The organism is Mesotoga sp. UBA5847 (genome assembly GCF_002432735.1).
GTDB lineage: Bacteria > Thermotogota > Thermotogae > Petrotogales > Kosmotogaceae > Mesotoga.
In genome coordinates, this window is the sequence record NZ_DJGL01000060.1 from 1 (window position 1) to 18,795 (window position 18,795).

Genomic DNA, 18,795 nt, shown 5'->3' on the forward strand with positions numbered 1-18,795 from the left:
TTCTTCGCCTTCTTGGCACACACGAACCCGCTACCCCCAAACCCCGGTCTCTTGCCTTTTCTTACAACTTGCATCTTGGAACTTGCAACTGAGCTTTTACAAGCGATCAGCGGGTCCTTGATCTTAAGCGCACAGCGGTTCTTAGCCCGCGAAGCGGAACCGGCCTTTGCGAAGCAAAGACTGGCCACCCAAGGTGACTGGCTTTGAATTTCTCGTCTTCTCGTGAGCGCAGCGAACGTCTCGACAGCGCTCTTTCTCGATTGTTCTTTTCGGTGGACTGGTTCGCGGTGTTCTCGGACGGTTGACCCGTAACGGTCAACGACGATCATTTCTCGCACTCTCAAAGCAAAACTCCCGACAATGATTTTTCTCGGTTGGTCTCACAGACATGCGCCAAACGCCAGGAGTTTCAACAAAAAAAGAGAGCCCGAAAGCTCTCTCGTGATTTTCCAGCACTCTCTCAGAAAGTTATGAATGATCTCGTCTTGAGAATCTCAACTCTCACTTTCTCTATCTGCTCTGTAACTTCCTTCATCGATTTCATCTGATTTTCTGACACCTATCATCCCTCCCAGGTTCGATACATCTCTTACGTTACTATTATGACACATAGTTAGATTAATGTCAAACATATTCATGCAAATTCCGCAGTTATCTAACTATAGAGTGAGCTAGCTCGACCGGTTTGTCAGCTGATAATTATCGACATCTTCTTCAGAAATGTTATGCTCTGCTAATCTTTTCCCACATTGAGCATCTGTTATGGCCAGTAAATCACTTTGAGGACCTATTCACTCTTAGTCTTTCTCGTTCTTCATTGTGCAGCGAAACACCGATGCTGGTATCCGTTAAAGGGATTCCTCCGCTCAATGGCAGGACAAATCATCAGCATTTCCTTGGTGTTACCCTTCTGACAAGCGAGAATACGATATGATAGTCTCATGGAGAGTCTGTATTGGTAGTGAAAAAGGATGGTGATAGAGACTCATGTTCTTCCTAACTAAGGAGTTCACATTTGATGCGGCTCACAATCTGACCAGTTATCACGGAAAGTGTGAGAAGCTTCACGGCCACACCTATAAGCTTCAGATAACAGTTGCCGGAGAGAAGAATCAAGAAGATATGGTCATCGATTTTCTGCGGCTCAAAGACATAGTCAAGTCAGAAGTGTTGAGCTTGCTCGATCACGCATACATAAATGATGTTATACCTCAGCCGACCGCAGAGAACATAGCCGAGTGGATATTCAAACGCCTGGCTTCCAGGGTTGGAGGAAGCGATTATGAGCTTTACGAAGTGGCGGTGTGGGAAACACCGACTAGTTTTGTTCGTTACAGGGAGAGAGATGTTTGGTAGGAGTTCCTTTTGGGCGATTCGTTCCAACGAACTCGGTGATTCACAAATTGTCACCGATAGCAAAGACCATAGCCTTTGTTTCGCTTTCAATAGGCTCGCTGTTTCTGAGCGGGATTGCAGATTTCACAGTCTTCCTATCACTCTGGATTGTTCTCTCCGCACTTTCAGCAGTTCCTTTCAGGGAGTTCGTGAAGACGCTACGGGGGATAAGGTTGTTAATCCTGTTGATCGTAGTCTTTCAGATCCTTTTTACTCACGGAAGAGTCTTGCTGGACTTAAAGGTTTTGAGGATCACAGAAGAGGGTTTGATAAACGCTGCGGTGCTTTCGGCCAGAATGATTCTTGCGGTGCTTTTCAGTATAATGCTTTCACTTACAACAACACCCCTGGAGATCTCTTTTTCTGTGGAAGAGATTATTGGAAAACTCCCCGGGGGCAAGAAGCGGTCTTCTGAAATTGGAATGGCGCTTTCTCTAACTCTCACTTTCATCCCCCTTATCTCCCTTCAGACAAACCGAATAATCTTGGCACAGAAGGCGCGGGGAATAGAGTTCGACAAAGGGAGCATATTCTCAAGAGTGAAAAACTCAATCTCCGTAGTGATCCCGGTAATTGCAACCTCGCTGAAGAAGGCTCAGGACACTGCTGCCGCCCTTCAAATTAGAGGATACAGACCTGGACACAAGTTAACTTGCCTCAAAGAAAAAAGCTGGTCTTTGAGTGACTCCATTCTCTTAGTAGTAACGATGCTTTCGATTCTGACCGCCATCATACTGTGAAGCCGAAAAGTTCGGCCAGACGAGAAGGATTTATCCTTGCCATAGCTCTTGCCGCAGAGATTCTTAGGCGGCTTTCAATGGAAGCATTTAGAGCGATTTCTTCAAGATAAGGAAGAGGTCCTTCCAGTTTTAGAAGTCCCGTTACGGAAGAAGCGAGTACTCTTGTCTGAAGGTCCTCTTTTCTGTTAGAAAGAATTCTAGTAATATGATCTTCGATATCGATAGTCTTAAGTTTCTTCACGGCCCTTAGCGATGCCTTTTTTAGCCGGGATGATGTTGATCTAAGAGATTCATCGATAACATCTGCAATAGAATGATCCATAAGACTTGCCAGCGCCTCCATACATACGGCTCTCACTCTGTCAGAAGGATCTTCTAATCCAGTGTGTAAAATCTCTGCTGCAGACGGTTCTACAAGACCTTTAATATACTGTGCGCCTGCGAATCTCATCTCTTCATCCTCAGAATCCATGAATCTCTCTGCTGACTGAAGCATCGAAACCTCGTACCCTTTGATCTTCCTGTGAGTTTTCATTGCGGAGATAGCAACTGTTCTATCATCGGAATCAATCAATTTCTTGAGAGTGGGAAGCGCGATATCATCAGGAAAGGACTCGAAAGTCTCAACAATTATCTGTTTGACTTTTGAGGATCGGAAATCCTTCAAGAGAACTAGAAGCTCTTCAGCGGCGCCTGAGTTTCTCTGGCCCAATCTCGAAAGAAGAGCCACCTTCTGGAACTTGCCTGAAAGAGATGAAAGCTCCTCTTCTTCAAGCCTGAGCTGCCCTTTGCAGGCCGCCAGGATACTCCGAATATCGTTACTCGGGTCTTCGTCAAACTCCTTCAGGAGTTCGTTCTCCCCGGCTTCAGCCAGAGCGACAACAAAAGTCTTCCTAACCTTTTTGGAGGGGTCGGCGGCGATTCGCCTCGCAAGATCCTCGTCTTCAAAGCCAAATTCCACGAGTTCTTTCGCTGTTGTGCTTCTGACAAGATCTGACGGATCATCCAATGCTTTGAGAATAGAATCTCGGTTCTCACTCAATTTTGCCATAGTGACCACTGCATTCTTTCTGACCTCGGGAGAAGGGTCTTCGAGAAAGCTTTCAATATTCTCTATTCTCATCTCTCTATCAGCAGCAGACTTCACAGCTCTTGCCCTTACGTATGCCGAAGGTGAATCCAGCATCTCTTTTACATCCATTTCTGTTCTGGAGAGAATCTCCTCTTCTATAGCCTGAAGCATCTTCCTGATATCCTTTGGATTCATCCTATCCACCTTTTGTCCCTATCAAGATTTCTCTTTTATCGATTATGAATCTGACTGTCCCTTCTTCTTCAAAGAAGCCTGCAGACTCTCTAAACTCGGTCACGGTATTATATGAATTTCCAGACCTTCTCATTATCCTGTTTCCAGACACGTAGTACCTTATCTTTTTGTGTTGCCCATCAACAATTGCATCGAAGCTTATAAAGGAAACCCCGCATAAGAAGTTTCCCGTGGAACGATTAAGGTCCCTTTCGACGATGTCGAAGGTTCTCGACAAAGACATGTTCGTTTTCGTTTCCTGAACTATGCTGGAAGACATAGCCAGCCACATGTTAACAATTTTGAAGATCGAAATCAGTAAGAGAGCAGATACTGCCAGAGAGACTACCATCTCAATCAGCGATATTCCCTTCCTCATACTCAATCAACTCGAGCAGGCTCTCCAACCTCTCAAGAACTCTATCTCTACCAAGTACGGAGATCGTCTCAAAGAGTCCCGGAGTCACAAGCCTACCAGTTACCCCCCCTCTTAGAGTTTGGAAAGTATTCTTCTTGGATGTTATCTTCTCATCCGCAAGTTCCCTAACAGTCTTCTCAACACCTTCAACGGACCAGTCGCGTGCGTCTTCAAACCGCCTGATAGCAGCAGAAACAAGATCTTTGCTCCAGTCATTTTTAAGATACTTGACAACGTAGTCTTCCTGGTAATCCACCTCTTCGCAGAAGAAAGGCGCCGAGAAATCGAACAGCTGCTGTAGAGTATTGATCTTCTCGCGGCAAATTGTTAGGACTTCTCTCGAGTAAAACTGATCGGCTTCCATGTTCGCGTAATAGTCAAACCTTCCAGTGAACTTCAGCCACAATCCAAACTGCACAGCCAGTTCGTCGGGATCAAATAACCTCAAGTGCTTTCCGTTAATCCACTCAAGCTTCTCGTAATCGAAGACGACTCCTTTGTTGGAGATATCTGATGGAACGAAGTCCCTGACCTTTTCGTGATAATCAAAGATCTCCTGATCAACCGTCCATCCAAGAAGCGCAAGGTAGTTCATCAGTCCCACACTCAAGTACCCTTCTCTTCTGAAATGATCCACACTAGTATGACCATGCCTCTTCGATAGAGGAGCCCGGTCACTACCAAGAATCAGAGGAATATGCATGAATGTTGGTGGTTCCCATTCCAGGGCTCTATAGATCATGAGCTGCCTCGGAGTATTTGTGAGATGGTCTTCTCCTCTGAAAACATGAGTAATCTCCATCATATGATCATCTACAACTACAGCGAAATTGTAGGTCGGGAATCCATTCGATTTGATTATTATGAAATCAGAGAAATTCTCGTTTTCGAAACTCATCTCTCCTTTAGACAGATCGGAAAAGCCGGTCGTACCGTCCGGTATCTTGAACTTCACTGTATATATCTCATCATCAGATAGCTCAGGAATCTCCTCTGAAATCCGTAAAACCTCTTCCTGATTTGACTTGGAATAGACTGCAAAATATGCCCGACCTCTTTCGACGAGCTCTTTAGCAAATTTATCGTAGAAACCGAGAGCGACACGCTCGCTCTGTCTATAAGGGCCATAATCCCCGCCTACATCCGGCCCTTCCGACCAATCAAGTCCACACCATTTCATGGAGGAAAGGATCTGATCCTCAAATTTCTTCTCAGAACGCTCGATATCCGTATCTTCTATTCTCAGCACAAAACCTCCATGTTGGTTTTTCGCAAAGAGCCAGTTGAACAGCGCCGTCCTAACACCACCAACATGAAGATTGCCGGTAGGACTGGGCGCAAATCTACACCTTACCATTTTCAGCCTCCTCAAGGTACGTCTCAAGATCTTCTATATTACTTGCCAGCTTCATTTCTACAGTCTTTCTCTCGTCAAGATACTTGCCGTCAATTAACACAGATCTGATTCTGTCTGTCCAGCCGCCGGTACCCTCCATTAGGATTACTGAACGGCCATATGAGTACGAGGAAACTACTTCCAGCAGAGTTCCCGCCTGACCTCCAATAGAGATTACTACATCGGCGGATTTTGTAAGTATCAGGGATCTCATAGCAAAATCCATCCCGGTTCTTATCCTGATCTCATTGTGCTCGTTGCCCTCGTCTCCGATAGGAAGTACTCCAACTACCCGACCTCCCTCTTCCGACATAGATCTTGAAACAAGTTCCATTACTCCGTCTCTCCCACCTGTCATTGCAACGTGACCACGCCTTGCAAGAGTTCTTCCAACTTCTTCGCAGACTACTTGAAGCTCCTTCACGGGACTTCTGTCCGTGGGGCCGGAATAACCAATTACAGCGACATGAAGCATCAATCGTCACTTCCCAGATACTTCTCGACAACCTGGCTGTCTCCAAGGACCTCTTCCGGGTCTCCGGAAGAGATGACTTCTCCCTTGTACAACACATAGAGTCTGTCAACAACTTTTGCTATAGAAGAGACATCGTGGTCCGTAACTATAACACCTATTCCCCTGCTCTTAAGCTTTCTGATCATCTTCTGAATATCCTTCACAGTCATAGGATCTATTCCCACGAAAGGCTCATCGAGAAGTATGAATGAAGGAGACAGGGTCATCGTCCTCGCAAATTCCAGTCTTCTCTTCTCCCCACCCGATATCGACGAAGCAACCTGATCTTTCAACGAAAGGATTCCGAACTCATCCAGTATCTCGCTCGCCCTCTCATAGTGACTTTCTTCTTGACCGGTGAGTCTCATGACCATCGTCAGGTTTTCAATCACCTTAAGTCCCCTGAAAATCGATGTCTCCTGCGGAAGGTAAGCTATTCCTCTCTTGGCCCTTTCGTGGATTGGAAGATGAGTTATATTCTCGCCATTGAGAAATATACTCCCAGTGTTCGGAATAACTATTCCGAGAATAGACTTGAAGGCGGTGGTCTTGCCTGCACCGTTGGGTCCAAGCAGTCCCACCACCTCAAGCGATGATGCCTCTATTGATACATCCTTCAGTACTCTTCTTCTTCCGTAGCGCTTGTCAAGATGTTCGCATTTCAGATAAGAAGGATCACTCAATTCTGAAACCCTTTCATATACTCGATTATCGCGTCAGTAATATTGTAAGCAGAAGAACCATATACAACTATTTCGTCGGATATTACCATGTCTATACCAATAAACGTTGCGTAATCTCTGATTCTCTTGTTAACCTGTTCCAATATGACCTGCAGTTTTGCATTGTAAGTAGTTTCCAGTGTCTGTTCGTACTGACTCTTCTTGGTAAGAATCTCCTGTTGCTTCTGGAGAAGCGCTTCTTGACTAGCTCCAGAGTTCGCCAAGTCCTGATACTCTCTACTCAAGCTATCCAACTGGCCCTGATAAAACTGAGTGTCTTTCTGATAGTCGGTATTCAATGTAACCCAGTCTCTCGTTGACTCAAGGACTTTCTGCATATCTGCAAACGCGATTTTTGCAGGATTGGAAGGCCCCGCACTGCTCTCAGAGACAACAATCGCCCCGACCGCCGCAACCATTATTACGATAAGAATAAATTTCATGGATCTCTTCACAAGAACACCTCCTAAAATACTCTCTTTGAATCCAATAGAATCGTTACCGGCCCACTGTTAACAAGCTCTACATCCATGTGAGCCTGGAAGATCCCTGTCTCAACTTTCACAGTCTTAGACGCCATCTGGAGAAAATCGTTGAAAAGCGCTCTGGCCGCTTCCGGTTCGGCAGCTTCGGTGAAAGAAGGCCTTCTTCCCTTTCTGGCGTCGCCCATTATTGTGAATTGTGAAATGGCAAGAAGCGCTCCCGAGACATCTATTAGCGAAAGATTCATCTTCTCATTTTCGTCTTCAAACACACGAAGATTGAGTGTCTTATCAACCAGCCATTCCACGTCACTCCCGTCATCGTCTCGACCGATCCCAACAAGAACGAGAAGGCCCTTATCAATCTCTCCAGTTATTCTCCCACTTACGGTTACCTTGGCCTTGCTAACTCTTTGAACTACGGCCCTCACGCAACCCCTCCAAATCTCTTCACGTTTTGAACACCCTTCATACCCCTGAGGTTCTCCATCACCAAAGTCAGATGGGCAACATCCTTTACGAGGATATTCGCAATCAGTGTATCATATCCCCACTTTCCTGCTTCAACGGAGTACTTCATTACTTTTGCATTCTTGTTTTCCAGTCTCTCAAGAAACTTATTTATAAGAGTTCTATCCGTGCTGTCAAACTCCACAACAATCCAGGCACTGAATCTCCCTCCCGTTACAAGGTTCCAGTGGGCATCCACGAGCTTATCCTTACTTATGTCTTTCAGATTTCGGCAGTTGCGGTTGTGAATTGATATACCTCTGCTGCTCATCACCGCGATTATGTCGTCGCCCGGAAGAGGAGTACAACATTTGGCAAAGTAGACGGCAATTCCAGTCTCGCCGCCAACAACGACTTCGTTCCCCTTCGCCTGTTTCTGTTTGATCAATTCGGTCTCTTCGGGAAGAACATCTATCTCTTCTTCCTTCGGCGCAAGAAGACTGAGTACCTCTCCCATCGTTATCGACCCATCGCCAAGCTTGCTAAAGAGATCGTTTTCGTTGTGCGCCCCCAGTCGGCTCATCAGGGACTTTATCTGCTCTCCCTCTATCAAGTCATCCATCGATACGGAGAGCCGTCTGCTGATCTTTCTGAATATCTCCTTACCTCTTTCAACGAGTTTCGCCGAATACTCATTTTTGAAGTATCTCTTTATCTTTGCCTTTGTAGAATTTGCCCTGACATACTTCAACCAGTCAAGACTCGGACCTTCACTTGCCTTGTTTACGACAACCTCAACTCTGTCTCCGAGCTTTAGTTCATAATTGACAGGAACAAGCCGGTCATTAACCTTCGCACCCGCGTAATGATGGCCGACTTCCGTGTGAATTGCGTAGGCAAAATCGATCGGTGTGGCTCCTTTTGGAAGATGAACAACCTCGCCTTTCGGCGTGAAGACAAACACCTCTTCGACCTCAAGTTCGCGAGAAATCGACTCCATGTCCTTGAAACTCTCGATGAAATCCTTTTGCCAATCGACGAGCTGTGTAAACCAGGTTCTATCCCTTACATCAATTCCCTCTTTGTAGACCCAGTGAGAGGCCACTCCATATTCGGCCTCCTTATGCATTCTCTCGCTTCTTATCTGAATCTCAAGAGGCTCTCCTCTGTGGGTAATCAGGGTTGTGTGAAGCGACTTATAACCGTTCGACTTCGGTGCGGCAATGTAGTCTTTGAACCTACCAGGCATCGGAGGCCATAGAGAGTGTGCTGCGCCCAAAATCTTATAGCAATTCACTTCGTCACCCGTAATTATCCTCAGGGCAATAAGATCGAACACCTCGTCGAAGGATCTGTTCTTCTTTATCATCTTCTGCCATATGCTATAAAGGTGTTTCACTCTGCCTTCTATCAAAGCAGGTATCCTGTTCTTTCTCAGTTCTCTGAGCACTATCTCCTTATACTCATCCATTATGTCCTGACGCTCTTTAAGCTTCTTGTTGACCTTGAACTTCAGTTCCTTGAATTCCTCAGGATACTCGAACTTAAAGGCAAGATCCTCAAGCTCTGCCTGTATTCTGTGCATACCTATTCTGTGAGCTATTGGAGCATAGATTTGGATCGTCTCTTTGGCCTTGTCGCGCTTCTTCTCTGGATCCTTGAGGAAGTCAAGAGTTCGCATGTTGTGAAGCCTGTCTGCAAGTTTGACGATTATGATCCTCGGGTCCTCTGATAACGCGAGAAGCATTTTGCGTAGAGTCTCGACCTTCATTCTTGACTTCACTATCTTCGACTCAAGCTTTTCGTTGAGCTTCAAATTGCTTATCTTCGTCACACCATCGACGATCAGAGCAACCGTATCACCGTACTTCTCAGCTATCTCGGAAAGCGGCACATCGCAATCTTCAACTATGTCGTGAAGTATCCCAGCGACTATAGTATCATTGTCAGCCGAGAACTGGGCAAGAATCTTCGCGACTTCTACCGGGTGACTTATGAACGGCTCACCCGAGTCTCTCATTTGCTCCTGATGATGAAAGCGTGCAAACTCGTAGGCGTCGAAAATCCGCTCCTTGTCTCTCCTTTTGAGGCGATATTGAAGAATACTTTCGAGGTCGCTCAGAAGAATCTGAGCATCAATTTCTGTTCTGGCCACTCTCTCACCTTCTATTTGTTTATTTTAGCATGAAGCAAGTTCTGAATGCAGTGAGAAGTCTGCATGCCACTTAGATAATCGAGTCTAAGCGTGATTTCACTGATGAGCAAATTCTGGCCCTAGTTCCTCTTCAGAGAGTAGAATGGAATCGATAGTGCAAAAACACGGAGGTGAACAGTGAAAGGACACTTCTTAAAAGAAATTCTGATTCTATCCGTTTTCATTCTGCTTGCAGTATCATCGCATGCAGCCCTTTCCGACTCAGAGTACATTGTCTCAGAGACCGCCGTCCACTTCTACAGTGAAGGGCTGAGAATAAACGGAGTTCTTACCATACCGGAGCTCCAAGAAGGCTATGTACCAATTGTGCTGCTCCTCCATGGATTTCTTGGCCACATGAACGATCTAATCGTGTATGATTCGCAAGAATCGCTATTTGAGATCACCGCAACGGCCTTCGCCGAAAAGGGTATTGCCACTTTGAGATTCGATTTCAGAGGCTCGGGAATCAGTGAAGGAGAGTGGAAGGACACTACTTTTAACAAGCAGATCCTTGATGCTGTCTCCTCTATTGACTTCATTTCATCTCTAGATAGCGTTGACAGCAGAAGAATTGGCGTGGTCGGCCTCAGTCAAGGCGGTCTGGTCGCTGCTTGCCTTTCCGGTCGAGATTCAAGAGTAAGAAGTGTCGCTCTCTGGTCTGCGGTTGCAATACCTATACACTCGTACTCAGCTCTTCTCGGTGTAGATTCTGTTGAGAGGGCAATGATAGCCTCTCCATTGGAGGAGATAGAAGCGAACATTTCCTGGGGAGGTTTTACTGTACTGAGAAGGGAGTTTTTTGATGAGCTTTTTTCAGTCAATCCTGTGGCCGAGATAGTCTCTTATGAAGGGCCTCTTCTTGTCGTATCAGGGCTTAAGGACGATATTGTATTCCCTCAGCCGGAAGCTTCAAGGCTCTTTACCAGATACCACAAGGGAGTCGACAGGCTCCTTGAACAGGATTCGGGCCACATATTCGATCTTTTTGATAGGAGAGATAAAGTAATGGAAATCATTGAAGCCACTCTCGAATGGTTCCTAATAACTCTTTAGCGATTCGGAGGTGCAACGTGAAGCTGAGAGGAAAGAGAGTCGTAGTTCTCATAGAAGACGGATTTGAAGATCTCGAGTTCTGGGTACCCGTAATGCGACTTCAAGAGGAGGGCGCAGAAGTTACTGTCGCCGGAAAAGAGAAGAACAGGCTGTACAAGGGCAAGGGTGGGCTTACCGCAATATCAGATGCGGACTTCAAATCGATAGATGTTTCAGAAGTAGATGGGATTCTAGTACCCGGCGGGTGGGCACCCGACAAGCTCAGACGATTTGAAGATGTTAAAGACCTCATAAGGACTGCAAACGAGCAGAAAAAGATTATTGCTATGATTTGTCACGCAGGACTTGTCGGCATTTCAGCCGGAATCGTAGAAGGTTCAAAATCTGTCGGCAGCGACGGCATAAAGGATGACCTGTTGAATGCAGGCGCAATCTGGTTGGATGAACCAGCTTTCAGTGACGGCAACCTAGTTTGGGGGCGTGTAGTGAAGGACATTCCTGACTTCTGCAGAGAACTTGTCAGAGCAATGGAAGGCAGAATCCGCTGATACTCAATCTCAGCAAGCGGGTTATTTCAGACAGCCAGATTAGATCCTAAACAATCATATAACTTCCAAGGAGAAAAGAATCTATCTAATAATTCTCTTCAACTTTCTTCAGAACTTTTTATAGGGTACAAATCCCAGAATCAATTCAGATTCGTTGAAAACCGACAGAATTTATTGTATTATAATAATACCTCCCCCCAGGGAGGGGAGTTGTAAGATGATTTGAGTTTTGCTCTTTACGAGCATTATGAAGAAGAGTTTGCAGCCAGTTCATGGAAATAGGCCGATTTTCGAATTTCTCAGTGTAAGGAGAGTTTGGTCATAGAAGGAACTGGAAAAGTGCGCGGTCTCAACTAGATGCGGAAAGTGCTTAGCGAGAACCAGAAGGAGAACCAAAAATTAAGGGGAGGATTAGATTTGAAAGAAGAGTATATCGTTGAAGGTATGACCTGCGCAGCCTGTGCAAAAGCGGTTGAAAGAGCTGCCTTGAAAATCGCAGGGGTGAAGAGTGCGACCGTCAATCTTTCAACGGAAAGACTTTCTATCGAAGCTGCAAACAGAATAGATAGAGAAATGCTGTTTGAAACAGTGGAAAACTCTGGCTACTCGCTCAAAGAAGTGAAGTCCGGAAGAAAGGCCGTAATGGAAATTGATGGCATGACCTGCGCAGCATGTTCCGTAGCTGTTGAGAAAGCGATCGGTAGACTAGAAGGTATCAAGAGCGTCAGCGTGAATCTATCCTCAGATACCGTTTCCTTTGAGTATGATCCCGACGTTCTTAGAATCGGTCAAGTTAAGGCGGCCGTCGAAAAGGCAGGCTATAAGGCTGGAGGCCTCATAACGGAAAACCTTGCAGCAAGCCGCTTAAGAAAAGAGGCGGCGACGCTCTCTTACAAGAGGAAGCTGGTATTCTCCGCAATCTTTGCTCTGCCCTTGTTGATAGTAGCCATGGGCCATATGGTCGGGCTCAGATTGCCCATAATCATAGATCCTCATATGAATCCGTTGAACTTCGCTATGATTCAGCTGTTCTTAACAGTCCCGATAGTAATTGCCGGAAAGGATTTTTATCTTAAGGGAATACCGAATCTCTTCAGAGGCAATCCAAATATGGATAGTCTTGTTGGTCTCGGAACAGGCGCAGCGTTTGCGTACGGTATCTTTGCAACGGCTCAAATCGCTCTTGGTAACCACGTTTACGTAGCAGATCTCTACTTTGAATCGGCAGGAGTGATTATTGCTTTGATCTCGCTTGGTAAATATCTAGAGAACCTTTCGAGAGGCAGAACTTCCGATGCAATAATGAAGTTAATGAGTCTATCTCCGGAAACGGCTTATGTGAAGAGGGGCGACGGCTTCGAAGAAATTGCGATCGAGGAAACCGAGGTTGGAGATACTCTCCTTGTCAAGCCCGGAATGAGAATTCCGGTAGACGGGGAAATCTTGGAAGGAACGAGCTCCATCGATCAATCGGTAATAACCGGGGAATCTATCCCCGTTGACGTTCAGAAGGGTGCTAAGGTGATCGGCGGCACAACAAACATCAGCGGAATATTTGAGATGAAGGCTACTGTAGTAGGGAGCGATACAGTTTTATCGAGAATAATAAAGCTCGTTGAAGATGCTCAGTCTTCTAAGGCTCCGATAGCAAGGATGGCAGATATCGTGAGCGGCTACTTCGTGCCCTTTGTACTTATTGCTGCTGCAGCCACCTTTGTTACATGGATACTCCTAGGCTACGGATTCGCGTTCTCCATGTCAATGATGATCGCAGTCCTTGTGATTGCCTGTCCTTGCGCCCTGGGACTCGCTACTCCTACAGCAATCATGGTCGGCACAGGAAAGGGAGCAGAGTTGGGGATTCTCTTTAGAAACGGAGAAGCTCTGGAAGTAACCCATAAGGTTGATGCTATCGTATTCGACAAGACAGGAACCATAACGCGAGGAAGACCTGAGCTTGTAGACATTCACACAATGGGATCTCTAGATAGCGATCAGGTATTACAACTGGCTGCAAGCGTCGCCAGAAGAAGCTCTCATCCTCTAGACTCGGCTATTTCGATTGCTTATCACGGCACATTGCTGCAAGTCTCTTCATTTGAGGCTTACCCTGGAAAGGGAATCATCGCAGTTGTTAACGGAAGAGAGGTACGAATCGGGAATCACCGTTTTGTTGGTCTATCTGCGGAAGAGATGGAGTTAGTGGACAAGGTTTCCAGCAAGGGAATGACCCCCGTTTCTGTCTCCGTAGACGGCAAGCCAGCGGCGGTGTTTGGAATTGCAGATGTTGTGAAAGAGAATTCTTTGGAAGCCGTATCAACGCTGAAAGAAATGGGAATAGATACCTATATTATGACGGGAGACAATACCAGGACCGCGAAAGCAATCGCAGAACAGGTAGGAATCGAGAATGTCCTTGCCGAAGTAATGCCCGAAGACAAGGCGAGAAAGGTTGCTGATCTTAAGAAAGAAGGCAAGACCGTCATGATGGTTGGCGACGGGATAAACGATTCCCCGGCACTGGCGGAGGCCGATATAAGCATTGCCGTCGGATCGGGAACCGACATCGCTATCGAGTCTTCAGACGTCGTTCTTATCAGCGACAATCTTAATAATGTTCCGAAGGCAATAAAGCTATCCAGAGCAACCATCAGAAACATCAAAGAGAATCTCTTTTGGGCCTTTTTCTATAACGTTATTGGAATACCAGTGGCAGCCGGTCTCCTTTACAAAGTGGCCGGAATAAAGCTTAACCCTATGATAGCCGGTGCAGCCATGGCCTTTTCCAGTGTTAGTGTAGTCGCAAACGCACTGAGGTTGAAGAGAGTACGAATCTAGAAGGAGGAATACTATGAAGCTTGAAATTGGAGGAATGAGCTGTAATCACTGCAAAATGCGAGTGGAAAGAGCGTTGAAGTCTGTGGAAGGCGTGGAGGACGCAGTGGTAGACATTGATGAAGGAATCGCAGAAATCTTCACAACCAAGAATATTGAAGAGAACCGCTTGAGAGAGATTATTGAAGATGCAGGTTATTCATTTTGGGGAATCAGAGAGTAATTATGAATACACATTCTCATCACAAACATGACGGGGCTCTCAAGATTCTTAAGACTGCCAGAGGTCAGATAGACGGCATAATCAAGATGATAGAAGAAGAGAGATACTGCATAGATATTTCCACTCAGCTTCTCGCTGTCATCTCGCTCCTCAAGAAGGCAAACACAACAGTTGTAAACAAGCATATCGAAACCTGCATAAGAGAAGCAGTGGTTTCCGGCGATATTGAGGAGAAGATAGCGGAGCTGGAAACACTCATGAAATATATAGAGAAGAGCCTCTAGTCTCCAGCTGGAGGTTCGTTCTTCATGTCTTGAGAATCTCTGGACAGTTCTTGAAGATCCTCGATAACCTCCTGAAGCTCATTGTCTTCTACTTGCCATAAGTCTTCAATTCTCTGCTTCAGTAAAGAATTTCTCTCTTCGACAGCCATCAGGTAATAGCTTAGAAGTCTTCTCCTGTGGGAACTCATCGCTGCTATCTTTCTCAGAGAATCCACCTTTATCTCTCTTTCCGCATCTATGAGATCTCCTATCGTTTGGACGATGTCATCTAGTTTCCACTGAACGTCGTCCGATAGGACGGCCAGAGTCTTCCTGATCTTCTCAAGTGCTTCCACCCGTTTTACCATCCGGTTCCCCCAAACGTCCCTTGCGGTCTTCTGCTTCTGGATGTCTGATTATAAGACTTAGCACTGCACCCAAAACACTCAGAACCGCTGAGACCAAGTAACTTATCCCGTATCCACCCGTAAGGTCGCGCGCAATCCCACCTAGCAAAGGGCCGATGACTCCACCTACACCCCAGGCCGTTATCATTACCCCGTAATTCAGTCCAAGATTCTTCACACCGTAGAAATCGGCAGTTACAACCGGAAAGATTGCGAGCATTCCGCCAAAAGTGAATCCCACAACGCTCTTCCCTATCAACAGAGCAACAGGGTTGGTGAATGAACTGAACAGGAAGTATATGAGAGCCTGAATGGCAAACATAGTGAATAGGGTGGCCGTTCTTCCAATATAATCAGATATCGTGCCCCACGTTACCCGGCCAATGAAATTGAAAATCGCATAAACAACCACCAGCAGAAATCCATTGCTAATTGATGCCTGCTCTAACCCTATCTTCGACATCTGACCGATAATGAGCAGTCCTGCAAACGTACCAAAGAAGAACATGGTCCACAAAATATAGAACTGCGGTGTCTTCATCATTTCGGACAATGAGTAATCCTTTGTCGCCAGCCTATGGGTTCTTCTAGGCTTCTTCTTAAGTTTTACCTTTTCCACACCATCGGAAGGGTTGGAGATTAGGAAGGTGAGGGAAAAGACAATCAGAAAGAAGAGAACACCAAGAATCACCAAAGCCGTCGGCAGTCCAAACATAGCAATGAGGCTCGAAGTCAGCGGCGCTATATACACAGGTGCCAATCCAAAACCGCTAACAACAATACCTGATATCAGCCCTCTGTGATCGGGATGAAACCACTTGACTGCAGCCGGTGTTGGCGATGAATAGCCAAATCCCATCGCAAGCCCGAACACGAACCCGAAAAAGAAGGTTAACCCGGCTACGGTAAGATTCATCCCCGAGAAGATAAAACCCATCCCCGCAAGAAGTGAGGATACGAAAAGAACTGGCTTTGGACCGAATCTATCCTGCAGCTTTCCTCCTGGAATCATGGTTAAAGCAAAGACCGCTGAAGCAAGCATATAAGGAATCTGAGTCTGCGTTGCTGTCCAGTTGAAGTCGTCTATCAAGGCCGCTGAGATAATTCCCCACGAATAAAGGACCCCGAGAGTCAAATTGACCCCCAAACCACTAAAGACTACGAGCCAGGCTTTCCTGTTGTTTTCCACAGATTTGTCCTCCTAATAAATGACGCTAATTGCCGGGCTGATCTGTTTAGTCGGTTCGTAGTGCCAAAAATCACTTAGATGTACTATCCTTAGCTAGAAAAAGCGATCCGTGAGATTGCAATCACTTCTTCTTGGCTTTCAGAAGGCCGGCGTAAGAACTTGTGAAGCCATGCTGGAAGTGCATCAGTTGCCACTTGCCATCTGCTTTCACAACAAGTGCCGAACCGAATACCTCTACTCTCCTGAATGCAGCTTTTCTTGCGATTTTCATACCTCGTTTCCATGAAACAAAACAGAACGAGGTTCTTTCAACTGTAACTTCCCAAGATATCGGCTCAAAGAGAACCCCAAACGAATCAAACTCCTTTTCCAGAAGCTCAAGAAACTCACCTTTCCCATTACTTACGAGCCCTTCGGGATTCACATAGGTAATATCAGCACAGCATAGCGATTCGATTGACTCGAGATCGTGATTTCTATAACTGTCAAAGAAGTTCTCAACTACTTCCTTAGGCGATATCTTGCCATGCTCCATCAACTCACACCTCACTCTTTGTCACTAGTAAGATTTTATCATCAACCTGCCGATCATCTGTGTACAAGATGAGGCTATTTATGAAAGACAAAACAATATAATCTTCCCGAAGAAGGGAGGTGGATCATGCGGAAAGTTCTCGCTTCGATTATTGCGATTCTCCTTTTCATTTCGTTACTTCCGGGGCTTACGTTGAGGATGGGGATTGAAGGTCTCTCAATACTCGGTCTGTCCTTTGAGATGGATTCTGGTCTTTGCTTTGGATTTGGAGCATACCGCCGATCACGATATTCGGACCGGCAGCCCCTGGCCTTTTTCTTTCACAGGGGGATACAGTTGCTCATCGATAATGCTACGAAAGGATAGAATGGAAGTTTCAGCGCTTATGAGAGGTTGCCTGGGAGCGATCATCTCCGAATCGTTTAGTCTCGCAGCAGTTCTGGGCGTGCTTCTGGAAACGAAATGAAATATCTCACCTGGACTTAAGGCCGGATTCCAGCTAGGGTTGAACCTGAACGTGGTCCAAAGAATCATTTCTCCAGAAACCAGTTTCGTCCCGATGGGTCAAGTAGGTCTAGTAATAGATTTCTAAATGAATCTATGGTTTCTTGAATCTTAGCGTCTTTAACTCCCCGATCTCCCTGAATCCAAGTCGATTGTAGATTCTACCCGTATCAGGATTGTCGTAGAGCAGACAGGGAGTCTTTCCTTCGGCAAGGAGATCCCCGCAGAGTCTGGATACTACTGCCGATGCCAGGCCTCGCCCTCTATGGTCCTTCCTAGTCGCAACTGCAATGATCATCGCCATATCGCAACTCTCGGAAGTACTGGCAGCCGTAGCCACGATTTCGCTCCTATCTTCAATTATATATCTTCGAGTGCTTCCGTCTCTCAGTGTGGCCATGAAAGACTCTTCTTCCGTAGCATGAAACTCTTCTACTGAGCAAAGAAATTCCAGAAGCTTTGTGGCATCCTTCATCGTTGCTCTTCTCACTTCGAATACAGACTCGACAAGGTTGGGTTCCTTCATGACGGCAAAACGCAGAGCGTCCTCTTCCTCACACATCTCACTAAGATACGGAGCCATTTTGTCTATCCCGTAGACGCTTCCGGTAAGCATCATTGCCCGAACATCCCTCTTTATGATACCTGCAGCTTCTCGAAAATCCATTCTACTGGAATCGGCTAGAATGAAGAACTTGTAGTAACGAAGGAGGACACCTTTCGGGTTGTCTAGATCTCCATCGAGGAATATCTCCATATGCTTTGAATCGGAACTCGTATTCTCGATATCTCCAATAATGAACATGTTGAACTCCTTGTTTCTGTACAGAAAAGGAAGGAGTCTCTTCCATTCACTTCCTTCGATCTTCTTCAAAGAAACACCCCCCGCATTTACGGATATATAGAAGACTACACCAGCTTGAATTCGATTTCGACTGATAATACCGAGTTCGTGACTTATGTCACGTACTTGACTCTCTGTTTGCTATAGACTCTGAATGAAAGGAGAGATGATTATGTCTAGCAAGAAAGCTGCAACACTAAGAGTGATCGTGGAGGTCCTTTTTCTCGCTCTCTTCGTATTCTTGCTGCGAAACAGGGATTTGCAGAGATGGTTCTTGATATTCGGCGTCGGACTTCTGGGCGCTCTCTTTCTGGGAAGAATCTATTGTGGATGGATCTGCCCCATGGAGACCCTGTTCAGGCCAATAGACTGGTTGTATGCGAAATTGAGGCTGAAGAGGCTAAGAACGCCGGCGATATTCAAGAACGGCGTATTCAGATGGACGATTCTGATACTCTTTGTGGTGCTTATGATTGCGGTTAGGGTTTTCAAAATCAAGATCAATCTCCTTCTTTACATCACAGCGTTTTCGGTATTGGTTACTCTGATATTTGAGGAGGAGTTCTGGCACAGGTACATATGTCCCTTTGGAACGCTATTAACGTTTTTCTCGAAGAAACCGTTTTTCAGTATGAAGGTTGACAAACCTTCATGCGTATCCTGCGGAATCTGCCAGAAGGTCTGCCCCGTTAGCGCCATCGAAAAAGAGAGTGATGGAATGAAGATAGACAATTCAGAGTGCCTCGTTTGCCTCAAGTGCAAGGAAAAGTGTCC

22 protein-coding genes are annotated in these 18,795 nt (G+C 46.0%); 9 read left to right on the top strand and 13 right to left on the bottom strand.

The annotated features are described in order from the left end of the window. On the bottom strand, positions 1-329 hold a 329-nt coding region (locus B3K91_RS06070; RefSeq protein ID WP_292594309.1), incomplete at its 3' end, for a hypothetical protein. 658 nt (positions 330-987) lie between these two features. Here B3K91_RS06070 and queD point away from each other — a divergent pair. Both queD and B3K91_RS06080 read left to right on the top strand, forming a co-directional pair. After that, entirely contained in the window at positions 988-1,356 is a 369-nt protein-coding gene (gene queD, locus B3K91_RS06075; protein WP_099829604.1) for a 6-carboxytetrahydropterin synthase QueD, read from the top strand. Next, positions 1,350-2,135, top strand: coding sequence for an energy-coupling factor transporter transmembrane component T family protein (locus B3K91_RS06080; protein ID WP_214060268.1), 786 nt, complete (start codon positions 1,350-1,352; stop codon positions 2,133-2,135). Before queD ends, B3K91_RS06080 begins: the two co-directional genes overlap by 7 nt. Here the strand turns inward: B3K91_RS06080 and B3K91_RS06085 are convergent. From B3K91_RS06085 to B3K91_RS06120, 8 genes are read right to left on the bottom strand one after another with little or no spacing between them, the layout of a single operon-like run. Further along, complete coding sequence (locus B3K91_RS06085; protein ID WP_292593321.1) at positions 2,125-3,402, bottom strand: HEAT repeat domain-containing protein; 1,278 nt, start codon at positions 3,400-3,402, stop codon at positions 2,125-2,127. The two genes, B3K91_RS06080 and B3K91_RS06085, sit on opposite strands and share 11 nt — an antisense overlap. A 1-nt stretch (position 3,403) precedes the next feature. Continuing rightward, positions 3,404-3,820, bottom strand: coding sequence for a PulJ/GspJ family protein (locus B3K91_RS06090; protein WP_292593319.1), 417 nt, complete (start codon positions 3,818-3,820; stop codon positions 3,404-3,406). Beyond that, on the bottom strand, positions 3,795-5,216 hold the full coding sequence (gene gltX, locus B3K91_RS06095; RefSeq protein ID WP_292593317.1) for a glutamate--tRNA ligase: 1,422 nt from the start codon (positions 5,214-5,216) through the stop codon (positions 3,795-3,797). The genes B3K91_RS06090 and gltX overlap by 26 nt, the downstream gene beginning before the upstream one ends. Beyond that, the gene (locus tag B3K91_RS06100) at positions 5,203-5,730 is read right to left on the bottom strand and encodes a TIGR00725 family protein (protein ID WP_165775353.1); all 528 of its coding nucleotides are present in this window, start codon (positions 5,728-5,730) and stop codon (positions 5,203-5,205) included. The genes gltX and B3K91_RS06100 overlap by 14 nt, the downstream gene beginning before the upstream one ends. Further along, entirely contained in the window at positions 5,730-6,452 is a 723-nt protein-coding gene (gene lptB, locus B3K91_RS06105; RefSeq protein ID WP_099829598.1) for an LPS export ABC transporter ATP-binding protein, read from the bottom strand. The genes B3K91_RS06100 and lptB overlap by 1 nt, the downstream gene beginning before the upstream one ends. Next, positions 6,449-6,946, bottom strand: coding sequence for an OmpH family outer membrane protein (locus B3K91_RS06110; RefSeq protein ID WP_099829597.1), 498 nt, complete (start codon positions 6,944-6,946; stop codon positions 6,449-6,451). The genes lptB and B3K91_RS06110 overlap by 4 nt, the downstream gene beginning before the upstream one ends. 11 nt (positions 6,947-6,957) lie before the next feature. Next, positions 6,958-7,404: a D-aminoacyl-tRNA deacylase gene (dtd, locus tag B3K91_RS06115; RefSeq protein WP_102819034.1), complete on the bottom strand. Its 447-nt coding sequence runs from the start codon at positions 7,402-7,404 to the stop codon at positions 6,958-6,960. Continuing rightward, entirely contained in the window at positions 7,401-9,578 is a 2,178-nt protein-coding gene (locus B3K91_RS06120) for a RelA/SpoT family protein (RefSeq protein WP_214060272.1), read from the bottom strand. Before B3K91_RS06120 ends, dtd begins: the two co-directional genes overlap by 4 nt. Positions 9,579-9,755: 177 nt before the next feature. Here B3K91_RS06120 and B3K91_RS06125 point away from each other — a divergent pair, with 177 nt between their 5' ends. The 5 genes from B3K91_RS06125 to B3K91_RS06145 all read left to right on the top strand — a co-directional run bounded on the left by B3K91_RS06125 (position 9,756) and on the right by B3K91_RS06145 (position 14,563). Further along, a complete protein-coding gene (locus B3K91_RS06125) occupies positions 9,756-10,673 on the top strand; it encodes an alpha/beta hydrolase (protein ID WP_292593312.1) in 918 nt (305 codons plus the stop codon). Positions 10,674-10,690: 17 nt separating this feature from the next. After that, positions 10,691-11,221, top strand: coding sequence for a type 1 glutamine amidotransferase domain-containing protein (locus B3K91_RS06130; protein WP_292593310.1), 531 nt, complete (start codon positions 10,691-10,693; stop codon positions 11,219-11,221). 357 nt (positions 11,222-11,578) lie between these two features. Next, entirely contained in the window at positions 11,579-14,059 is a 2,481-nt protein-coding gene (locus B3K91_RS06135) for a heavy metal translocating P-type ATPase (RefSeq protein ID WP_349682104.1), read from the top strand. Between the two features lie 13 nt (positions 14,060-14,072). Beyond that, a complete protein-coding gene (locus B3K91_RS06140) occupies positions 14,073-14,279 on the top strand; it encodes a heavy-metal-associated domain-containing protein (protein ID WP_214060081.1) in 207 nt (68 codons plus the stop codon). 2 nt (positions 14,280-14,281) lie between these two features. Then, on the top strand, positions 14,282-14,563 hold the full coding sequence (locus B3K91_RS06145) for a metal-sensing transcriptional repressor (RefSeq protein WP_102819029.1): 282 nt from the start codon (positions 14,282-14,284) through the stop codon (positions 14,561-14,563). On the opposite strand, the gene B3K91_RS06150 is transcribed toward B3K91_RS06145, so the two are convergent. From B3K91_RS06150 to B3K91_RS06160, 3 genes are all read right to left on the bottom strand, one after another. After that, positions 14,560-14,910, bottom strand: coding sequence for a hypothetical protein (locus B3K91_RS06150; RefSeq protein WP_214060082.1), 351 nt, complete (start codon positions 14,908-14,910; stop codon positions 14,560-14,562). The two genes, B3K91_RS06145 and B3K91_RS06150, sit on opposite strands and share 4 nt — an antisense overlap. Continuing rightward, positions 14,885-16,138 carry an L-lactate MFS transporter gene (locus B3K91_RS06155; RefSeq protein WP_214060083.1) on the bottom strand — a complete coding sequence of 418 codons (1,254 nt, stop codon included), beginning with the start codon at positions 16,136-16,138 and terminating at the stop codon, positions 14,885-14,887. The genes B3K91_RS06150 and B3K91_RS06155 overlap by 26 nt, the downstream gene beginning before the upstream one ends. Before the next feature lie 121 nt (positions 16,139-16,259). Then, on the bottom strand, positions 16,260-16,673 hold the full coding sequence (locus tag B3K91_RS06160) for a YybH family protein (protein WP_102819026.1): 414 nt from the start codon (positions 16,671-16,673) through the stop codon (positions 16,260-16,262). 126 nt (positions 16,674-16,799) lie between these two features. Between B3K91_RS06160 and B3K91_RS06165 the strand changes: the two genes are divergently transcribed. Beyond that, a complete protein-coding gene (locus B3K91_RS06165; RefSeq protein ID WP_102819025.1) occupies positions 16,800-17,039 on the top strand; it encodes a hypothetical protein in 240 nt (79 codons plus the stop codon). Between the two features lie 232 nt (positions 17,040-17,271). Here B3K91_RS06165 and B3K91_RS06170 read toward each other — a convergent pair whose 3' ends face one another. Next, a complete protein-coding gene (locus tag B3K91_RS06170; protein ID WP_292593303.1) occupies positions 17,272-18,051 on the bottom strand; it encodes a GNAT family N-acetyltransferase in 780 nt (259 codons plus the stop codon). A 142-nt stretch (positions 18,052-18,193) separates the two neighbouring features. Between B3K91_RS06170 and B3K91_RS06175 the strand changes: the two genes are divergently transcribed. Further along, positions 18,194-18,795 (top strand): 4Fe-4S binding protein (locus tag B3K91_RS06175; RefSeq protein ID WP_292594315.1); only part of this gene is annotated, 602 nt, incomplete at its 3' end.